The organism is Streptococcus sp. 11273D007BT, from assembly GCF_053547195.1.
The window spans coordinates 115,071-134,122 of the sequence record NZ_JBPWPE010000001.1 but is presented as its reverse complement, the minus strand read 5'-3'; the positions used below and the strand labels follow the sequence as shown (position 1 = coordinate 134,122).

The 19,052-nt window shown below is 41.9% G+C and carries 13 protein-coding genes, 17 tRNA genes, 2 rRNA genes and 1 pseudogene; 1 reads left to right on the top strand and 32 read right to left on the bottom strand.

The genetic code is table 11. From position 1 onward, the window contains the following. Positions 1-35: 35 nt before the first annotated feature. The 7 genes and pseudogenes from ACEE75_RS00785 to ACEE75_RS00755 all read right to left on the bottom strand — a co-directional run bounded on the left by ACEE75_RS00785 (position 36) and on the right by ACEE75_RS00755 (position 7,507). A pseudogene (locus tag ACEE75_RS00785) lies at positions 36-1,537 on the bottom strand (IS1182 family transposase). 134 nt (positions 1,538-1,671) lie between these two features. Beyond that, complete coding sequence (gene plsX / locus ACEE75_RS00780; RefSeq protein WP_449164896.1) at positions 1,672-2,664, bottom strand: phosphate acyltransferase PlsX; 993 nt, start codon at positions 2,662-2,664, stop codon at positions 1,672-1,674. Positions 2,665-2,890: 226 nt separating this feature from the next. Beyond that, a complete protein-coding gene (locus tag ACEE75_RS00775) occupies positions 2,891-3,661 on the bottom strand; it encodes a hypothetical protein (RefSeq protein WP_449164895.1) in 771 nt (256 codons plus the stop codon). 1 nt (position 3,662) lies between these two features. Beyond that, a complete protein-coding gene (locus ACEE75_RS00770; RefSeq protein WP_449164894.1) occupies positions 3,663-4,538 on the bottom strand; it encodes an ABC transporter ATP-binding protein in 876 nt (291 codons plus the stop codon). Between the two features lie 27 nt (positions 4,539-4,565). Then, complete coding sequence (locus ACEE75_RS00765; RefSeq protein ID WP_449164893.1) at positions 4,566-5,300, bottom strand: hypothetical protein; 735 nt, start codon at positions 5,298-5,300, stop codon at positions 4,566-4,568. A gap of 111 nt (positions 5,301-5,411) precedes the next feature. Next, a complete protein-coding gene (locus ACEE75_RS00760) occupies positions 5,412-6,776 on the bottom strand; it encodes a sensor histidine kinase (RefSeq protein WP_449164892.1) in 1,365 nt (454 codons plus the stop codon). Then, the gene (locus tag ACEE75_RS00755) at positions 6,773-7,507 is read right to left on the bottom strand and encodes a LytTR family transcriptional regulator DNA-binding domain-containing protein (protein ID WP_449164905.1); all 735 of its coding nucleotides are present in this window, start codon (positions 7,505-7,507) and stop codon (positions 6,773-6,775) included. Before ACEE75_RS00755 ends, ACEE75_RS00760 begins: the two co-directional genes overlap by 4 nt. A 272-nt stretch (positions 7,508-7,779) precedes the next feature. Here ACEE75_RS00755 and ACEE75_RS00750 point away from each other — a divergent pair, with 272 nt between their 5' ends. Then, positions 7,780-7,956: a hypothetical protein gene (locus ACEE75_RS00750; protein ID WP_447574710.1), complete on the top strand. Its 177-nt coding sequence runs from the start codon at positions 7,780-7,782 to the stop codon at positions 7,954-7,956. 110 nt (positions 7,957-8,066) lie between these two features. Here ACEE75_RS00750 and recO read toward each other — a convergent pair whose 3' ends face one another. The 25 genes from recO to ACEE75_RS00625 form a co-directional block, all read right to left on the bottom strand. Further along, positions 8,067-8,831, bottom strand: a complete 765-nt coding sequence (recO, locus tag ACEE75_RS00745) for a DNA repair protein RecO (protein WP_447574712.1) — start codon at positions 8,829-8,831, stop codon at positions 8,067-8,069. Further along, positions 8,821-9,996, bottom strand: coding sequence for a pyridoxal phosphate-dependent aminotransferase (locus tag ACEE75_RS00740; protein WP_447574714.1), 1,176 nt, complete (start codon positions 9,994-9,996; stop codon positions 8,821-8,823). Before ACEE75_RS00740 ends, recO begins: the two co-directional genes overlap by 11 nt. 109 nt (positions 9,997-10,105) lie before the next feature. Continuing rightward, positions 10,106-11,074, bottom strand: coding sequence for a ribose-phosphate diphosphokinase (locus tag ACEE75_RS00735; RefSeq protein ID WP_354369909.1), 969 nt, complete (start codon positions 11,072-11,074; stop codon positions 10,106-10,108). A gap of 227 nt (positions 11,075-11,301) precedes the next feature. Then, complete coding sequence (locus tag ACEE75_RS00730) at positions 11,302-12,744, bottom strand: PcsB-like coiled-coil domain-containing protein (protein WP_447574718.1); 1,443 nt, start codon at positions 12,742-12,744, stop codon at positions 11,302-11,304. A 111-nt stretch (positions 12,745-12,855) separates the two neighbouring features. Continuing rightward, a complete protein-coding gene (gene mreD / locus ACEE75_RS00725; RefSeq protein WP_447574720.1) occupies positions 12,856-13,350 on the bottom strand; it encodes a rod shape-determining protein MreD in 495 nt (164 codons plus the stop codon). Position 13,351: 1 nt separating this feature from the next. Then, the gene (gene mreC / locus ACEE75_RS00720; protein WP_447574722.1) at positions 13,352-14,182 is read right to left on the bottom strand and encodes a rod shape-determining protein MreC; all 831 of its coding nucleotides are present in this window, start codon (positions 14,180-14,182) and stop codon (positions 13,352-13,354) included. A 79-nt stretch (positions 14,183-14,261) separates the two neighbouring features. After that, positions 14,262-14,349: transfer RNA gene (locus tag ACEE75_RS00715), tRNA-Ser, on the bottom strand. Between the two features lie 3 nt (positions 14,350-14,352). After that, positions 14,353-14,426 (bottom strand) — tRNA-Ile (locus ACEE75_RS00710). A 27-nt stretch (positions 14,427-14,453) separates the two neighbouring features. Next, positions 14,454-14,524, bottom strand: a tRNA-Gly gene (locus ACEE75_RS00705). A gap of 14 nt (positions 14,525-14,538) precedes the next feature. Further along, a tRNA-Phe gene (locus ACEE75_RS00700) sits at positions 14,539-14,611 on the bottom strand. Between the two features lie 17 nt (positions 14,612-14,628). Then, a tRNA-Met gene (locus ACEE75_RS00695) sits at positions 14,629-14,702 on the bottom strand. A gap of 14 nt (positions 14,703-14,716) precedes the next feature. Continuing rightward, positions 14,717-14,806 (bottom strand) — tRNA-Ser (locus tag ACEE75_RS00690). A gap of 10 nt (positions 14,807-14,816) precedes the next feature. Beyond that, positions 14,817-14,890 (bottom strand) — tRNA-Ile (locus ACEE75_RS00685). A 17-nt stretch (positions 14,891-14,907) separates the two neighbouring features. Continuing rightward, positions 14,908-14,981 (bottom strand) — tRNA-Met (locus ACEE75_RS00680). 10 nt (positions 14,982-14,991) lie between these two features. Continuing rightward, positions 14,992-15,065, bottom strand: a tRNA-Pro gene (locus ACEE75_RS00675). A 6-nt stretch (positions 15,066-15,071) separates the two neighbouring features. Continuing rightward, positions 15,072-15,145 (bottom strand) — tRNA-Arg (locus ACEE75_RS00670). 10 nt (positions 15,146-15,155) lie between these two features. Beyond that, positions 15,156-15,241 (bottom strand) — tRNA-Leu (locus ACEE75_RS00665). A gap of 13 nt (positions 15,242-15,254) precedes the next feature. Further along, positions 15,255-15,326: transfer RNA gene (locus ACEE75_RS00660), tRNA-Gly, on the bottom strand. A 7-nt stretch (positions 15,327-15,333) separates the two neighbouring features. Continuing rightward, a tRNA-Thr gene (locus tag ACEE75_RS00655) sits at positions 15,334-15,406 on the bottom strand. A 12-nt stretch (positions 15,407-15,418) separates the two neighbouring features. Then, positions 15,419-15,500, bottom strand: a tRNA-Leu gene (locus ACEE75_RS00650). Between the two features lie 3 nt (positions 15,501-15,503). After that, positions 15,504-15,576 (bottom strand) — tRNA-Lys (locus tag ACEE75_RS00645). Positions 15,577-15,597: 21 nt separating this feature from the next. Beyond that, positions 15,598-15,670, bottom strand: a tRNA-Asp gene (locus tag ACEE75_RS00640). 20 nt (positions 15,671-15,690) lie between these two features. Further along, positions 15,691-15,763: transfer RNA gene (locus tag ACEE75_RS00635), tRNA-Val, on the bottom strand. Between the two features lie 4 nt (positions 15,764-15,767). Further along, positions 15,768-15,883, bottom strand: a 5S ribosomal RNA gene (gene rrf / locus ACEE75_RS00630). 204 nt (positions 15,884-16,087) lie between these two features. Beyond that, positions 16,088-18,988: ribosomal RNA gene (locus tag ACEE75_RS00625) — 23S ribosomal RNA — on the bottom strand. Between the last annotated feature and the right edge of the window lie 64 nt (positions 18,989-19,052).

Genomic DNA, 19,052 nt, shown 5'->3' with positions numbered 1-19,052 from the left:
ACCCTCATTCTAACATAAAGAATGCTCTTTTTCAATCAAATACCTAACAATTTAAAACAAACAAAATAAAAACGTTCGCTATATACGAACATTTCAGACTGAAGACAAACATCTCGATTGATGTTTGTCTTTTTCTGTTTATTGGTCTGATAGTCCGTCTTTTTTCCATCATAGTAGTTATTTGTGCAAAATAAAAAGGCTTCCCTGCCCTCATTCTTACCAATTTCTTTAGATTTAAACACGCCAAAGTCAGTCCAACTTTATCTTCCATTTTGGACTTGCCTTTCTCTCTTGTATAACGAAGATTGTGGTACTCTTTGGCCGTCCCAAAGAGACGTTCAATGGTTTCTTTCCGCTTCTGGTAGAGCTCCTTCATGCCTTTCTTGTGCCGAATCTCTTCACAGGTTTCTAAAGCCTCTTTCCAAATGTGTCGAGTTACCACTTTCTGCTTATTCTTGCTTTCTGTACAAATTGATAGAAGTGGACAAGTAGCACAGATAGCTGAATCACTCTTATATTCCCGATAACCTTCCCTGGTTGTAGTGCGATAGGTTAAGACCTGATTCTCAGGACAGATATAACAGTCATAGTATTCATCATAAACAAAATCCTTCGAGCGTAGTTTCCCCTTCTTCCCCTTTGGTCGTGTGTAAGGGAAAACAGGAGTAATCTCTTGTTCTAGCAGGAAGCGAGCAATACTAGGGGTCTTATAACCAGAATCGGCAATGAGAAAGCTAGGCTGAAAGGGTTGGAGTTTAGCGAAGAGTACAGGAAAGGCCTGACTGTCATGGACATTGCCAGCCTCAACGCTATAAGCCAGAACCCAACCATGCTTGTCACAAGCAACCTGAGCTGTATAAGCGAATACTTCCTTATGGTCCCCTTTATGAAACCAACCACTTTCTGGGTCGGTTGTAGAAATTTTCTTAGTGATGGGCTCCTCCTCTTTTGCAGGCCCTAGCGGCTTTTTTGCGTGCTTCACTCTGTCTCTATTGATTTCAATTTCTAGTTGCTCACTCATAAACTTGGCTTGCTTTTCGACTTCGCGGTTGATGAATTTACGATTATTCGCCACAGCCTTGATATGGGTGCCGTCAATGAAAATTTCTGTTGGATCTATGAAGCCTGCATTGACGCAGAGACCTAAGATATGGGTGAAAATGCCTTCAATAACTTGTCTATCTTGAAAACGACGGACATAGTTCTTTCCGTAGGTAGTGAAATGAGGCACCTTATCATCCAGTCGAAGACCAAGAAACCAACGGTAGGCAGTGTTGACTTCGATTTCCTTAATGGTTTGACGCATGGAACGAATGCCGAAGAGACACTGAAGGATTGGAATTTTAATGAGCAGAATAGGGTCAAGACTAGGACGCCCTGTTTCATCGCTATAGCTATCTGCGACTAAGTCATAGATAAAGGAAAAGTCAATAGCTTCCTCTATTTGACGAAGGAGATGATTTTGAGGAACAAGGTCATCTAAACTGTAGAAACCAAATTGACCGCGATTGTAGTCTGGGTTTTCTTTGTGTAACATAGCGATTCTCCCTCTACTTATTAACTGGATTCCTATCTCTATTATATTACTTTACGCATGAAAAAGCCGTTAGAATTAAAATTCTAACGACTTTGTCTTCATTCTGAAATGTTCGCTATATACGAACATTTTTACTATTCTTCTGTAAAAGCAGCTACGGATTTTGCTACCACATCTGTATCCAACATTTTTTTGATTTGCTTAATGGTATAGTAGATAGCTGTCGCATCACTTGATCCGTGTGCTTTAATGACAGGTGCCTTCACGCCAAGCAAGACAGCACCGCCAGCTTTCTTATAGTCCATCGCCCCCAAGGCTTTTTTAAGAGTCGGCTTAACCAAAAGACCACCCAATTTAGCACGCAAACCACCATTCTTGATTGAGCCAGTCAACTGACCAATGATGGATTTTGCAGTCCCTTCAACTGTTTTCAGCACAGCGTTTCCCGTGAAACCATCCGTCACGACCACATCTGCCACGCTGTTAAGCAACTCACGCGCCTCCACATTCCCGATAAAGTTAATCGACTTGTCTTCCGCCAAGAGTTTATAGGCTTCTTGGTGAACTGGCGTGCCCTTGGTATCTTCCGTACCGTTGTTCAAAAGTCCCACACGAGGTTGTTTGACACCACGCACGTGCTCCGCGTAAAATGAGCCAAGAATACCATACTGATAGAGGTGATGAGCTGTATTTTCAGCATTTGCCCCCAAGTCCATCATGTCAAATCCCTGACCATCCATAGTTGGCAAAGTAGACATAAGACCTGGACGGTCGATGTTCTTGATGCGACCGACGACAAAGACGCCTGCCGCCAAAAGAGCACCTGTATTTCCAGCTGACAAGACTGCATCTGCCTGACCATCCTTGACAGCCTTGGTCGCTAGTACCATAGAAGCCTCTTTCTTACGACGAATAGCCTTGACAGGCTCATCATCTGAATTGATTTTCTCCTTCGTATGGACGATGCTGACACGCTCTGTCGCTGTCAAATACTGCTTGATTTTAGCCTCATCACCATAAAATTGAATTTCAATGTCTGGAAAGGCAGCCAAGGCTTGATTGACACCTTCTACCACTGCCTGAGGGGCATGGTCCCCACCCATAGCATCTACTGCAATACGTTTCATCTATCTAGTTCCTTCACTTTAGTCTTAGAGATATTATAGCACGATTTTAACTTTTTTCCTATTATAGTCTTTTAGTTTACTTTTAGTACTAGGCAACGAGCCGCAGGCATAACTGGAGTTAGGCAAGGCGAGTTAACGAAGTAATAAAAGAAAAACTAAATGACGATATTGAAAATAGCAGAGCAAAACAAAAATCCCCTTCTCTAGCAAGAAAAGGGATAGTATCTTAAAATTCCATCTTCTTGAAATACTTCAAGGTCAGATAGGCTAATACCGTCGAATAAACCAAAGTAACCAAAACAGATGTTCCTAATGTTGAAAACAGGCTTGCTCCTTCATACAAGGCATTAATGTTACCAGTTGGAAAGAAACTAGCTAAACCAAATACTGCTAAAATACTTGACCCAAGTGAGTAACCAAGGGCAACTGCCATAGTCGCTCCGACCCCTGAGTACAAGGAAACACAAGCAGCCAGTAAGACACAGACCAACATATCTAGCATGCCGCCAAGGATACTTTGAGCAAACCCTGCATTTTCATCCGCCAGATGATCCCAGAAAGTCAAGGTCGCATAGTCCAGATGACCAATACGTGTGTAGTAATAAGGCACCATCACCAATAGGAAGATTCCTGTATAAATAAGGACAATCGTCACCAGACTCAAGACCTTGGCCCAAAAGATGTCCTGACGCTTGATGTCCTTATAGAGAAACATAGTATGACTATCCGCCTCACCCTTGAAGACTGTATAGGTTAGATAGAAAAGGGCAAGGATAGGTAGAGTAAAGTCATTTGAAGACTTAAATAAACTACCAGTCAAAGCGACAAATGAATAAAGATAGCCGTCACTTGCACCAGGCACCATGAAGTTGGAACCTTTTGGTAAAAAGGTTGAAGCCATAAAGAGAGTCGGAAAGAGGAGGGCAAAGGCAAGGAAAATCTTGGTTTCCTTCCTCTTCCAAACACTGGCAAAAACAGGTTTAAAAATTGCTAACATACTATTCACCTCGACTAAAAATTTCTTTCAAGTGGTTTTCTTTTACATGAAGCTTGCTGATCAAGTTCTGACTAGCTAGGTAGGCAAGGACAGCATTGAGTTCTCCACTGCTTGCCTGAGTGGAAATCTCTAGGATATCCCCATCCAGAGTGATTGCCTCTGTCAGATAAGCTGAGAGAGCTTCCTTATCTGCTCTGCTATTGACCTCTACCAAGACGCTTGGAGCTGACTGCCCAGCAAACTCATCTGCCAACTGACCTTTTTCGATATAGACATAGCGCTCACAGAGAGCTTCCAACTCGCCAAGCTGGTGACTGGAAATCAGCATAGAGATATTGCGCTCCTGTGACCAAGATTTGAGAATATCGATCAACTGTTGGATACCGACAGGGTCCAAGCCCACAAAAGGCTCATCCAAGATAAGGAAGTCTGGCTCTGCTACCATCGCGATAGCCAAGGCCGTCCGCTGTTTCATACCAAATGAGAACCCTTTTGGCTTACGATTGCGAGCCTCCCACAAGTCTAAGAGCTTGAGAGTCTTTTCAATATTTGGAAACATCTCTGTCCGACCATGCAAAGTCAGGTAAAACTTCAAATTGTCGATAACCGACATCTCTGGATAGAAAACAGGGTCAATCATAATCCCAAAATCTTTGAGCAAGTTATCTGCTGTATGAATATCCACACCATTATAGGTAATGGTTCCTGTTGTCGGCTTGAGGGATTTAGCCATCAATTTCATCAAGGTCGATTTCCCAGCACCGTTTTTACCGATAAGGCCGACGATTTCACCCTTTTTAATCTCCAAACTCACATCTTTTAATGAGTAAAAGTCATTTCCAGCAAATTGTTTTGATAGGTTCTTGATTGTAAGCATTGTTATTCTCTCTTTCTTAGGTATCTTTTAATATTCAATTTTTTCAAAATTCTTACGTGCCGAACGATAAGCCAATCCAAAATATAACAGGATCAAACCTAGACTAATGGCAAGAGCAAGTCCAAATGGAAACTGTCCAGCCAGTTTGGTCGCATAGGTCTGTGGGAAAGTATAGCGAAAACCATTTAAAAGTGGAGCGATTTGAGCAAAAAGGTTAAAAAGTACCCCAGTCAAGACAGCCATTATGGTTGTTCGCTTGATAGATACTGCCGCTACCAGACTAAGTAAAATCAGATTTAAACCAATCATCGTCAAGATATAGAGCAAACTATAAGCAGCTTGATGAGCAGGAAGCCAGTGAAAACCATATCGGGGAGCAATGGTAACGACATAGGTCAGACTAGCGATAAGGACTGTCCCTAAGAAATAAATCACATAGACAGCAAAGAGACTGAGTAACTTGGCGTGAAGAATGCTGGATTTCTTGATATCCTTGTAAAGAAACAGGATTCCAGAACCAATCTCATCACGAAAGACCGATGATACGATAAAGCCCATGATTAAGGCAGGTAAGACCAATTGGAATTGCAACTCCAAAGCCGACACGATAAAGGAAAGCCAACTACTTGCCACATCTGTGTTGATTTGAGCTCCTATACCAGCCAAGCTAGGTACTAGCAAGGGCAAAAAGGCAAAGGCTAAAAGAATATTCACATCACGTCTTTTAAAAACGGATCGAAATACTGAAGGAAACAGATTCATAATTTAACTCCTTAGGACTTGATTTGTTTTACAAGAAGAGTATAACCCAAAAGAGCAATAAAAAATGACCACTCTAATGAATGGTCGTTTATTTGTCATGAACGGTAAATATTATGTTTTAACCGTATGTGGCACATGTAGTTCTTGACGGAATCGAAAAGCCTGACTAGTCGTCACCAGTCTACAAGACGGATAGTGTGACAGGATTTTCTGTACATTGGCCAAACCAATGCCTCGTCCCGCTCCCTTGCTGGATTTCCCATAAGAAAAGATAGATTTTGTCTGAATCCGTTCTTCTGCTGTGCTATTTTCGATGATAAGAATTTTTTCACCTTGGTCTTCAAAATAGGCCACAAGCAGACTCTTCTCAGCTGACAAACTGGCTGCCTCTATGGCATTGTCTAAAAAGATTGATAAGATGGTCACCATATCCAGCAATTCGATTCCTACTGGAGCGGTGCTGGCTTCTTCTATCTCAACGGTCAGCTGAATCCCCCGACTTTGAGCTTCCATCAGCTTAGCAGATAAAATACTTTTCATCGCAGTATTATCCAGATGAGCTAGATTTCCAATATCATAGGCATCTTGATAAAATTTCTGGTCTGTCCCTACTAAAACCGTTTGATAGATAGCCCTGATTTCACTGACATCTTCCTGCTTGATAGCTTCATTCAGACTGACCAAGATATTGGTATAATCATGTCGAAAACTTCTAATGTCCTTATACAGGCTTTCCACATGTTGACTGTAGTCTTCTAAAGAAGATAATTGAGCATCCTTGGCTTCCTGCAATTCCTCACTTAACTGCTCTTTTAACTTGGTGTTGAGGAAAAAGAGACTACCGATAAAATAAGCAAAGTAAATCTTAATAAAATCTAAATCAACTAGGCTACCTCCAATACCAATCGACACTGAAAAGTCCATTTCACCTACCGACTGCCCCAAAATGAGGAGCGTATGGATTATCACAACATAGAAGAGCATGGAATAAATAAGGTTCTTGAGACTCTTTTTAAACTTTGGATAAGCAAAAACCTTCTTCATGTGCTGAAAATCCATTCCCAGCAAACGGATAAAGGTCCGATAAAAAGGAATAAAGAGCAAAAGGACCACTACCACAAAGAGAATATCAAGCCATTCCAGACGTGTCTGCCATAGTTGAAAGGTTGTCCACTTAAGCTGGTAAATCCCAAAGGTTCGCTGAAATAAATCAACCAAGACAAAAGGTGCCAAACCGTAGAACAATGATTGAGACCAAGTCCAAGACCGTTGAAATATCAAAAGATAGACCAAGAAATAAAAGGGTTCAAGGTAAGGAACACTGTCTGGAAAAAGGAGGAATAATCCCGAGAATAGACCTGAGAAAACAAACAATCGCCACCATTTCAAGCTCAGCTGACTCAACTGATTAAAAACTCCAAGCTTGATAAACCAGTCGATGAAGGACACTAGAAATACTAAACCAATAGCCATCATTTCCCAACCCTCTCTAGCAAACCTTTCAGTTTCATTCGAGAGACCAAGCAAGATTCCTCCTGTTCAAAATAAACCATCCGCTCCACAGCATCCACACGAAGAATATTAGCAGGATTAACTACATAAGCCCGGTGACTCTGGTACAATCGTTCATCCGTTTTAGCAATATCTGACACCTTGCCATAAAACTCTGTATGACCTGACTTGGTTGTCAAGACGACCTTATGAGGCGTTGAAGAGGTTTCAAAATACAAAATATCTGAAAAAGGAACTTGAATCTGAGAAAACTCACTCTTGAAAACAAAAGCATCATCGCTCACCGTCTGACTAATATGACTATAAGCATGTTGGAGAACATCTGCCACCGCTTCCTTAAAGGCAGGCTCATCCAACCCCTTATCAATAAAATCAAGAGCCGACACACGGTATTTATAGGTCAAAGGCATAAATTCCGAATGCGTCGTCACAAAAACAATCACAGCATGCGGATCACGCGCCCTTATCTCCCGTGCAATCTCCATCCCTTTCTTCTCCTCACCTCTAATCTCAATATCTAGGAAAAAGAGTTGATGGTTTCCAGTCTCTGTTATAGCCTCAAGTAACTGCTGAGGTTTACCAAACACTTCCAAGGTCTTGTAGGCAACGTCACTCGTTTTTACAGCTTCCTCAATCGCCTGCTCCAACCTAGCTTGTTGCATAAAATCATCTTCCAAGATAAAAATCCGTAACATCTCATCCCCCCATTCATGACAAAATAAAGACTGTTCATGACAGCTCCACCCCATTTTCTCTAAAATCTCCTATACTAAGATATATCAAAGAAAGGAAAGAAGCCTACATGATCTATATCCTAAAACCATTCTTCTATCCAAACACGATAGAAAGGATTTTAAACCAACTTGGGCGACCCTTCCAAGTCAAACACAAGGAAGATTTTCCCGTCGCCCATCAAATTAACTACTATTTTATCATAAATACCCCTCAAAACATATTCTGGGATGGAATGAAGATAGCCAAAGCCATTCGCCAGCGAGATGACACTGGACAGCTCATCTTGATTGATGAAGCGCCTGACTACCAAGTCTGCTTCCGAAGCCATCTGTCCTTTCTAGCTGTCCTGACACCAGACCAAGCTAGAGCAGAATTAACAGACTATCTACAAAACAGCCCTCTCCACTGAGAAGGCTGTTTCTATCGTTTTATTAATTTACCTTTAGTACGAAGCAATGAAGTATAGACATCACTAAAATTAGTCAAGATGCATGTAAAAGATAGACTAGAAGACTATATTTATTCTTCTGGCTTCATAATCTGCCCCCACTTTTCCAAATCATCAATAAACTGCTTGCTTTTGAGCCTAATCCCCACAAAATCATCATAAATAGCATCCATAAACACACGCAATTTTTTCTTCATGTCTGCTTTCAATGAAATGGTTTTTAAATCCTCAAAACGCACAGCTTGAAATCGATCTAAAAGATAGGGAACATTTGGATCAAGATGGCTACGATTAGGGTCTTCTTGATAATGATCTGGACAAAGTAAGCCCGCTATACGATGAGAAAAATCAAAAGGCAGACCTACTCGGTGACAAATCGCACACTCATGAAAATTAAGTTTGACCCCAAAGCGATCTAGCAATTGCAACTCAAAAATCAGCGTTAAAACCTCATAATCTAGCCCCTCTTCCATCAAATCAAGCGTTTTAACTAAAAAAGCAAATAAATGAGGATCCAATACCTTATCACTGATAGCTGCATCAGTCAAAGCCAAAAGATAAGTGGCATAGGATAAACTAAATAAATCTCCACTAATCTTAGGATAAGCTCTGACACTCTTATAATCCATAATATAGCTCAATCCTGTGTCGCTAATCGTCATGATAAAATCCGCAACTGTTAAAGGTTGAATCACAGACTGGAGTTTGGATTGAGGAGCTTGTTTCACGAAAAACATCCGTTTTCCCGCTTCTTCTGTAAAAATCTTAACCAGCCTATCAGATTCCTTATAAGCCCGATTATAAAGAATAATTCCTTTAGACTCCTTAGTCTGCATACTCAGCCATAAACTCTTTTAAGCGTGTCATCGCTTCTTTAATAGAATCCATACTTGCAGCATAAGAAATACGAAGATAACCCTCTCCATATTGCCCAAAAGCAACACCAGGAATAAAAGCCACGGCTTTTTCACGTGCAAATTTTTGCAAGAAAGCAAAAGAATCTTGTCCTTCTTTAACAGGAATCTTAGCAAAGATATAAAAAGCTCCGCTTGGACGAATAATTTTAAAATTCATCTCTTCCATCTTTTCAATGATGTAATCACGACGTTTGACGTATTCTACTTTCATCGCCTCAGTGTCATTTTTTCCATCTGTTAAAGCTGCAATCGCTGCATATTGAGCATTTGTAGTAGCTGCCGTTACAAGATATTGGTGACTCTTAATCAATTGTGCTGTGATATAGGCTGGCGCAAAAATAAGTCCAATACGCCACCCTGTCATAGCATGAGATTTAGATAAACCATTAATAACAACCGTTTGGTCAGGTAATAATTCCCCAATCGATACATGTGGTTCACCAGTATAAGTCAATTCCGAATAGACCTCATCTGAGATAACAAAAATATCATACTTCTTAAGCACTTCAGCAAGAGCTTCCAATTCCTTACGAGAATAGGTCACACCCGTTGGATTAGCTGGATAATTAAGTAAAACAGCTTTTAGCTTATCTCCTTGAGCTAAAATAGCCTCTTCCAGCATCTCAGGAGTCAAGACAAAATCATTAGCAGTGGTATCAATCTCAATAATTTCAGCACCAACCAAGTTCACAATGGGTTCATAGCCTGGATAAGCAGGAGCAGGAAGTAACACTTTGTCTCCTGGCTCTAAAATGGCTGTCAAAGTCGCTGAAAGTGCCTCAGTTGCTCCGATTGTCACCAAAATTTCATTATCAGGATTATAATCAAGATTGTATTTTTCTTTTACAAAAGCTGACGCTGCTTGACGCAACTCAGGAAGACCCGCCATCCCTGTATAATAACTTTTATTGGCATCAATGGCTCGCTTAGCAGCTTCTTTCACGTGATCTGGTGTTGTAAAATCAGGTTCACCCAAGGTTAATTTTAAAATCCCAGGAATATCTGAAATAGATTGATCAAATTGACGAATCATGGACACTTCTATTTTATTCAAATTTTTATTAAAACGATTCTGTAAATTCATACTCTTACCTCTTAAAAAAATAGTACTACTATTATACAAAAAATTCTGACACTTTACACTATAAATCAAAAACAAGCCTAGAAAACTTCTAGACTTGTCAACTAGTGTCTTATTTTGCTTTTCCAAGCTCAAATAGTGGTGAAAGAGGACGTTTTTCGTGAATACGAATAATAGCCTCTGAAATCAACTCAGCAATGGAAATTTGTTCAATCTTATCAATCAAACGTTCTTCTGGAAGGTAAATCGTGTCTAACACAACTAATTTTTCAATAGCTGAATTTTGAATATTATCAAGTGCTGGTCCTGATAATACTGGATGCGTACAACTTGCATAAACCGAAACAGCTCCAGCTTCAGCAAGCGCATCAGCAGCATGAGCAATTGTTCCAGCTGTATCAATCATATCATCGATTAAGATACAAGTTTTCCCTTCGACCTTACCAATGATATTCATCACCTCACTCGTGTTCATTTTTTCTACACTACGGCGTTTATCAATGATAGCAATTGGAGTTTTCAAAAACTCTGCCAACTTGCGTGCACGTGTCACACCACCATGGTCAGGACTAACAACCACATAATCCTCACCAGTCATGCCGCGACGCACAAAATAATCGGCAATCAGTGGTGCCCCCATCAAATGATCGACAGGAATGTCAAAGAAACCTTGAATTTGAGCTGCGTGCAAATCAACTGTTAATAGACGATCGACGCCAGCAACTTCAAGCATATCTGCTACCAATTTAGAGGTGATTGGTTCTCGTGAACGTGCTTTACGATCTTGTCTAGCATACCCATAATAAGGCATCACCACATTAATGGTTTCAGCACTGGCACGCTTCAATGCATCTACCATAATCAAAATTTCCATCAAATTATCATTAACAGGTGAACTTGTTGATTGAAGAATATAAACATGATGTCCACGAATAGACTCTTCAATATTCACTTGAATTTCACCATCTGAAAATTGACGAACTGTTGATTTTCCAAGTTCAATTCCCATCGTGGAAGCTACCTTCTCAGCCAACTCCTGATTCGATGATAAAGCAAACAGCTTTAAATTATTGTATGACATGATTCCCTCCAAAGTTATAGTCATCAGTTTTATCCTATATCATTTTATCTTTTTTCACGTCATTTTTCAATAAAAAAGGAAAAACAATCTGATTCTCTCTCGTACTTAGTTATAAGTCATCCATTATAGGTGACAATGAGCCACTATTCTAAAATAAAAAAGAGAAGACTCTGTTAGCCTCCTCTAAACATTAACTTATCATCAACATATTATAGTTGATAAGCTTTTTAATTTGGATAAATATACGTTACAACTCCTGATGATGTTGCTGTAGGATCAAACCAACCACGGAAGTTTGAAATATACTGGTTTCCATTATAATTTGATTCCATTACTTGAATACGATTGGCACTTTCTACAGCGGTAACATAAGCAACGTGTCCATATCCACCATCATTCCATGATGCAATCGCACCAACTACAGGTGTTGAACCAGTAGAAAAACCTGCTGCTGCCGCTGATGCAGCCCATTGCGCACCATTTCCCCAGTTATTACCAGCCCATGATACTAATTCTTTAACTCCCCACGTACATTGACCGATAGGATAAGTATTAACACTAGAAGTTGTAGTAGGTGTTGTTACTGCTGCTGCAGATTCGCTTGTTACTGTTTCAACGACTGTAGTTTCTGATGTCGCAACCTCACTTGTTGCTTCACTTACTGCTACTTCTGATACAGCAACCTCACTTGTTGCTTCACTTACTGCTACTTCTGATACAGCAACCTCACTTGTTGCTTCACTTACTGCTGCTTCTGATACAGCAACCTCGCTTGTTGCTTCACTTACTGCTACTTCTGAAACTGCAACCTCACTTGTTGCTTCACTTACTGCTGCTTCTGATACAGCAACCTCGCTTGTTGCCTCCGATGCGGCTTGTTGTTGAGCAAGTGCAGCTGCTTCTTGTGCTTTAACAACAGACTCTTCTTGTAATCTTGCTTCCTCTGCTGCCTGTGCTTGTGCAGCAGCCTCTGCTGCAGCTGCTTGCTTAGCTGCTTCCTCTGCAGCAGATTTTTGTTCTAATAACTTCGCTCTTTCATCCTCAGCGTTAGCTTTTTCAGCTGCCAAATTCAATTGAGCTACTTCTAATTCTGCTTGTTGAGTTGCAAGAGTTAATTTATTTTCTTCAACTGCTGCTTGATTTTCCCAAATAGTGTTAATAGCTGTTTGGTTTTCAGCCTGCTTAGCTTCCAAAGCAGCCTTGTCTGCTTCTTGTTGAGCAATCATTTTCTTATTAGCCTCAACAACTTCTTTAATAGCTGTAATTCGACTAATAGCATCAGAGACTGATTTTGAATTTACCAATGTATTGATATAAGATGTTGCTGAACTTGTTTTCTGAACTGTACGAGCTTGTTTTTTTAAAGATTTGCTTCGTGCAACAATTTTATTAGATAACTTTGCAATCTCTGTACCCAGCGCTTCTGTCTCAGCCTCTAAATCAGCTGTTTGTGCAACTAGTTGATCCTGTTGAGCTTGTAATGTACTAACTTGATCTTGAATAGAAGCAACCTGAGCTTGAGCATCTAATTCTTGAGTAGATAAATCTGAAATTTTATTATCTTGCGCTGAAATCTGCGTATCATAATCTTCAGCACTCACTCCATTCGCCACAGCAGAGCCTAGGGTTACCCCACTGACTAAAACTGCAGATAAAATTCTTTTTTTCATAATAATTCATACACTCCTTTACGATAAGACATCTTATATTCTATCAAAAAAACGCATAACATATGTTACGCATTTATTACAATTTGTTATCTCTTTCTTTTACAAAACGAGCTATTCTTTTATGATATGCTGGCTTATTATAAAAATGATCAAGTTCAGTACAAGTGTTGGGGCTAATGTATAAGTAATAAAATAGACATATGAATCACTTGTTAAATTTAAAGCTTTTCCCCCAGTAAATGTCAATATTTCTAATAAAAAGATTAATATAAAAAAACTTAAAGCTTGATATAATCTATTACCACGTATAATAGTTTTAAAATAAGATAAGAACAACAATAGCAATGGATAAAAAAATAATCCTACCCCAATATACTGTAAACGATGAAGATCATAAAATAATCCGAAAATAATCAAGATCAAAAAATGAGACCGAAATTCCAACCGAAATGACATCAATAAAACAATAATCCAAAACAAATGAAACTCTGGATGAAGATTAAAAGGAAGTAAATCACTTAAGACAACCGTAAACTGAGAATCAATAAAAAATGAAAAGAACAAAACTAAAGGATATTGCCATAAAAAATGTTGCTGTTTTTTCATCTTAATCACCCACAATGGTTACAACACTAATTTTATTAAAATCAGCTGCTGGTTTAACATAAATCTTTTTAGATAGACTATCATCAGAATTTTCAACCGTCTCAACTTCTCCGACCAAGATATTAGCCAAAGTTTGCCCATCTAATCCACTTGTCACAACCTTACTTCCGTTATTCACTGTCGCATCAGAATTACTCTGACTCAGAACAAAACTATTTTTTTCCTTGTCAAATCCCTCTAAAATAGCATATATCTCTTCAGTACCTGCACTCATTTTAACAGGAAGTTTTTGAATCCCCTTCACATCTGAAAAAAGCGAAACGGTTGAACTATTTTTTGTAACAGAAGTCACCTGACCAACTAAACCACCATCAGACAACGCTAGCATTCCCTCTTTTACACCATCGTTTTCTCCAACAGCAATCGTAATTTTAGACAACCATGATTCTGAACTCCTTCCAGTTACATAAGTCGATAATATTACTTTGTCACTAGATACATCACCAAATTTAAGATTTGATTTCAATTCCTCATTTTCATTCTTTAGTTCTTCAACAAGTAATTCTTGATTTTTTAAATCTAAAAGCGCCCGCTTTAATTGCTGATTTTCCTCATAAGTCTTAAAAAGATCTGAAATATTATTAACGAAAACGCCAAGCATACGAAAAGGAGTGCCCACCACTTGATCTACTCCAGATACTATATTATTAAGAGGACTCAAAACTCGAGTCACTTCTGAATTTTTTCTTACAAATAAAAAACTAATAGAAAAAAAAACTAAAGCAATAGAAACCATTGCAATAACTAAACGTGATGTAATATATTTTTTCATTTTTACCTATTTACCTAAATATCCGTGTAAATATAAAACAAAACGAGATTATCTTGCGATAAACTCGTTTTTAAACTTACGGAGAATGAGGGATTCGAACCCTCGCGCCAGTTTCCCGACCTAACGATTTAGCAAACCGTCCTCTTCAGCCTCTTGAGTAATTCCCCAAATGGGCACGAGTGGACTCGAACCACCGACCTCACGCTTATCAGGCGTGCGCTCTAACCACCTGAGCTACGCGCCCAAGCACTGCTTGGAATAAAACATTTAAAGCGGGTGACGAGAATCGAACTCGCGACAACAGTTTGGAAGACTGTAGTTTTACCACTAAACTACACCCGCATATTAAATTATAATGGCGCGAGACGGAATCGAACCGCCGACACATGGAGCTTCAATCCATTGCTCTACCAACTGAGCTACCGAGCCATATCCACAATAGGTTATTGCGGGAGCAGGATTTGAACCTACGACCTTCGGGTTATGAGCCCGACGAGCTACCTAGCTGCTCCATCCCGCGATATTAAAACAAAAAGGAGGATGTGGGATTCGAACCCACGCACGCTTTTACACGCCTGACGGTTTTCAAGACCGTTCCCTTCAGCCGGACTTGGGTAATCCTCCAAATAAAATATGGACCTTGTAGGACTCGAACCTACGACCGCTCGGTTATGAGCCGAGTGCTCTAACCAGTTGAGCTAAAGGTCCAAAACCATCCATAATAATAGCGGCGAAGGGGATCGAACCCCCGACCTCCCGGGTATGAACCGGACGCTCTAGCCAGCTGAGCTACACCGCCATTTTTCTCATCGGGAAGACAGGATTCGAACCTGCGACACCTTGGTCCCAAACCAAGTACTCTACCAAGCTGAGCTACTTCCCGAAGTAATGCACCCTAGAGGAGTCGAACCTCTAACCGCCTGATTCGTAGTCAGGTACTCTATCCAGTTGAGCTAAGGGTGCTATTCAATTATGCCGAGGACCGGAATCGAACCGGTACGAAGGTTACCCTTCGCAGGATTTTAAGTCCTGTGCGTCTGCCAGTTCCGCCACCCCGGCTACTACTAGCTCAAGCGAACGACGGGATTCGAACCCGCGACCCCCACCTTGGCAAGGTGGTGTTCTACCACTGAACTACGTTCGCATATAAATGCCGGCTACATGACTTGAACACGCGACCCTCTGATTACAAATCAGATGCTCTACCAACTGAGCTAAGCCGGCTAACTTCTCTAATGCGGGTTAAGGGACTTGAACCCCCACGCCGTTAAGCGCCAGATCCTAAATCTGGTGCGTCTGCCAATTCCGCCAAACCCGCATATGACCCGTACTGGGCTCGAACCAGTGACCCATTGATTAAAAGTCAATTGCTCTACCAACTGAGCTAACGAGTCATACCTTCAACTTTCATTGAACGGTCCCGACGGGAATCGAACCCGCGATCTTCGCCGTGACAGGGCGACGTGATAACCGCTACACTACGGGACCTATTGTATTTCTACAACTGATGGGAGTTAACGGGATCGAACCGCTGACCCTCTGCTTGTAAGGCAGATGCTCTCCCAGCTGAGCTAAACTCCCCTTTGCTAAGCGACTTCCTTATCTCACAGGGGGCAACCCCCAACTACATCAGGCGTACTAGGGCTTAACTGCTGTGTTCGGCATGGGAACAGGTGTATCTCCTAGGCTATCGTCACTTAACTATCGAATGGTTTGACCACTCAAAATTGAATATCTATACTCTATCAAGAAAACCGCACGCTGTCAATACTGACTTCGTTGAATTTTATCAATTGTATTCGAACTAAAAAGCTAGTGATTTAGACAAATCGCCTTGAAGTCTCAACGACTTCCGCGTTGATTTTCTAAAATCATACGCTTTTCTTTACGTTCTCATTACTTAGTTTGGATAAGTCCTCGAGCTATTAGTATTAGTCCGCTACACATGTCACCATGCTTCCACTTCTAACCTATCTACCTGATCATCTCTCAGGGCTCTTACTGATATAAAATCATGGGAAATCTCATCTTGAGGTGGGCTTCACACTTAGATGCTTTCAGCGTTTATCCCTTCCCTACATAGCTACCCAGCGATGCCTTTGGCAAGACAACTGGTACACCAGCGGTAAGTCCACTCTGGTCCTCTCGTACTAGGAGCAGATCCTCTCAAATTTCCTACGCCCGCGACGGATAGGGACCGAACTGTCTCACGACGTTCTGAACCCAGCTCGCGTGCCGCTTTAATGGGCGAACAGCCCAACCCTTGGGACCGACTACAGCCCCAGGATGCGACGAGCCGACATCGAGGTGCCAAACCTCCCCGTCGATGTGAACTCTTGGGGGAGATAAGCCTGTTATCCCCAGGGTAGCTTTTATCCGTTGAGCGATGGCCCTTCCATACGGAACCACCGGATCACTAAGCCCGACTTTCGTCCCTGCTCGAGTTGTAGCTCTCGCAGTCAAGCTCCCTTATACCTTTACACTCTACGACTGATTTCCAACCAGTCTGAGGGAACCTTTGGGCGCCTCCGTTACCTTTTAGGAGGCGACCGCCCCAGTCAAACTGCCCGTCAGACACTGTCTCCATTGACGATTAGCCAATCGGGTTAGAGTAGCCATAACACAAGGGTAGTATCCCAACAACGCCTCTGTTGAAACTGGCGTCCCAACTTCATAGGCTCCTACCTATCCTGTACATGTGGTACAGATACTCAATATCAAACTGCAGTAAAGCTCCATGGGGTCTTTCCGTCCTGTCGCGGGTAACCTGCATCTTCACAGGTACTAAAATTTCACCGAGTCTCTCGTTGAGACAGTGCCCAAATCATTACGCCTTTCGTGCGGGTCGGAACTTACCCGACAAGGAATTTCGCTACCTTAGGACCGTTATAGTTACGGCCGCCGTTTACTGGGGCTTCAATTCATACCTTCGCTTGCGCTAAGCACTCCTCTTAACCTTCCAGCACCGGGCAGGCGTCACCCCCTATACATCATCTTACGATTTAGCAGAGAGCTGTGTTTTTGATAAACAGTTGCTTGGGCCTATTCACTGCGGCTGACCTTAAGTCAGCACCCCTTCTCCCGAAGTTACGGGGTCATTTTGCCGAGTTCCTTAACGAGAGTTCTCTCGCTCACCTGAGGCTACTCGCCTCGACTACCTGTGTCGGTTTGCGGTACGGGTAGAGTATGATACAACGCTAGAAGCTTTTCTCGGCAGTGTGACGTCACTAACTTCGCTACTAAACTTCGCTCCCCATCACAGCTCAATGTTATAGGTATAAGCATTTGACTCATACCACACCTCACTGCTTAGACGTGCACTTCCAATCGCACGCTTTAGTTAGCCTACTGCGTCCCTCCATCACTTCATACTCTAGTACAGGAATATCAACCTGTTGGCCATCGGATACACCGTTCGGTCTCTCCTTAGGTCCCGACTAACCCAGGGCGGACGAGCCTTCCCCTGGAAACCTTAGTCTTACGGTGGATGGGATTCTCACCCATCTTTCGCTACTCATACCGGCATTCTCACTTCTATGCGTTCCAGCGCTCCTCACGGTACACCTTCATCACCCATAGAACGCTCTCCTACCATACCTATAAAGGTATCCACAGCTTCGGTAATATGTTTTAGCCCCGGTACATTTTCGGCGCAGGGTCACTCGACTAGTGAGCTATTACGCACTCTTTGAATGAATAGCTGCTTCTAAGCTAACATCCTAGTTGTCTGTGCAACCCCACATCCTTTTCCACTTAACATATATTTTGGGACCTTAGCTGGTGGTCTGGGCTGTTTCCCTTTCGACTACGGATCTTAGCACTCGCAGTCTGACTGCCGACCATAAATCAATGGCATTCGGAGTTTATCTGAGATTGGTAATCCGGGATGGACCCCTCACCCAAACAGTGCTCTACCTCCATGATTCTTAATGTCGACGCTAGCCCTAAAGCTATTTCGGAGAGAACCAGCTATCTCCAAGTTCGTTTGGAATTTCTCCGCTACCCACAAGTCATCCAAGCACTTTTCAACGTGCCCTGGTTCGGTCCTCCAGTGCGTCTTACCGCACCTTCAACCTGCTCATGGGTAGGTCACATGGTTTCGGGTCTACGTCCACGTACTCATTCGCCCTATTCAGACTCGGTTTCCCTACGGCTCCGTCTCTTCAACTTAACCTCGCACGTAAACGTAACTCGCCGGTTCATTCTACAAAAGGCACGCTCTCACCCATTAACGGGCTCGAACTTGTTGTAGGCACACGGTTTCAGGTTCTATTTCACTCCCCTCCCGGGGTGCTTTTCACCTTTCCCTCACGGTACTGGTTCACTATCGGTCACTAGGGAGTATTTAGGGTTGGGAGATGGTCCTCCCAGATTCCGACGAGATTCCACGTGTCTCGCCGTACTCAGGATACTGCTAGGTATAAAGACTATTTCAAATACGAGGCTATTACTCTCTTTGGCCTACCTTCCCAGGTAGTTCTTCTATACTCTTTAAGTCCATATTGCAGTCCTACAACCCCAGAGAGTAAACTCTCTGGTTTGCCCTCCTGCCGTTTCGCTCGCCGCTACTCAGGCAATCGCTTTTGCTTTCTCTTCCTGCAGCTACTTAGATGTTTCAGTTCACTGCGTCTTCCCTCCTCTACCCTTAACAGGTAGGGATACTAGCCATTAGCTAGTGGGTTCCCCCATTCGGACATCTCTGGATCAAAGCTTACTTACAGCTCCCCAAAGCATTTCGTCGTTAGTCACGTCCTTCATCGGCTCCTAGTGCCAAGGCATCCACCGTGCGCCCTTATTAACTTAACCTTATTAACCTAGTTTTTTAAAACTAGAAAACTCATTAAATATTCACAGCGTTTTCGGTTTATTT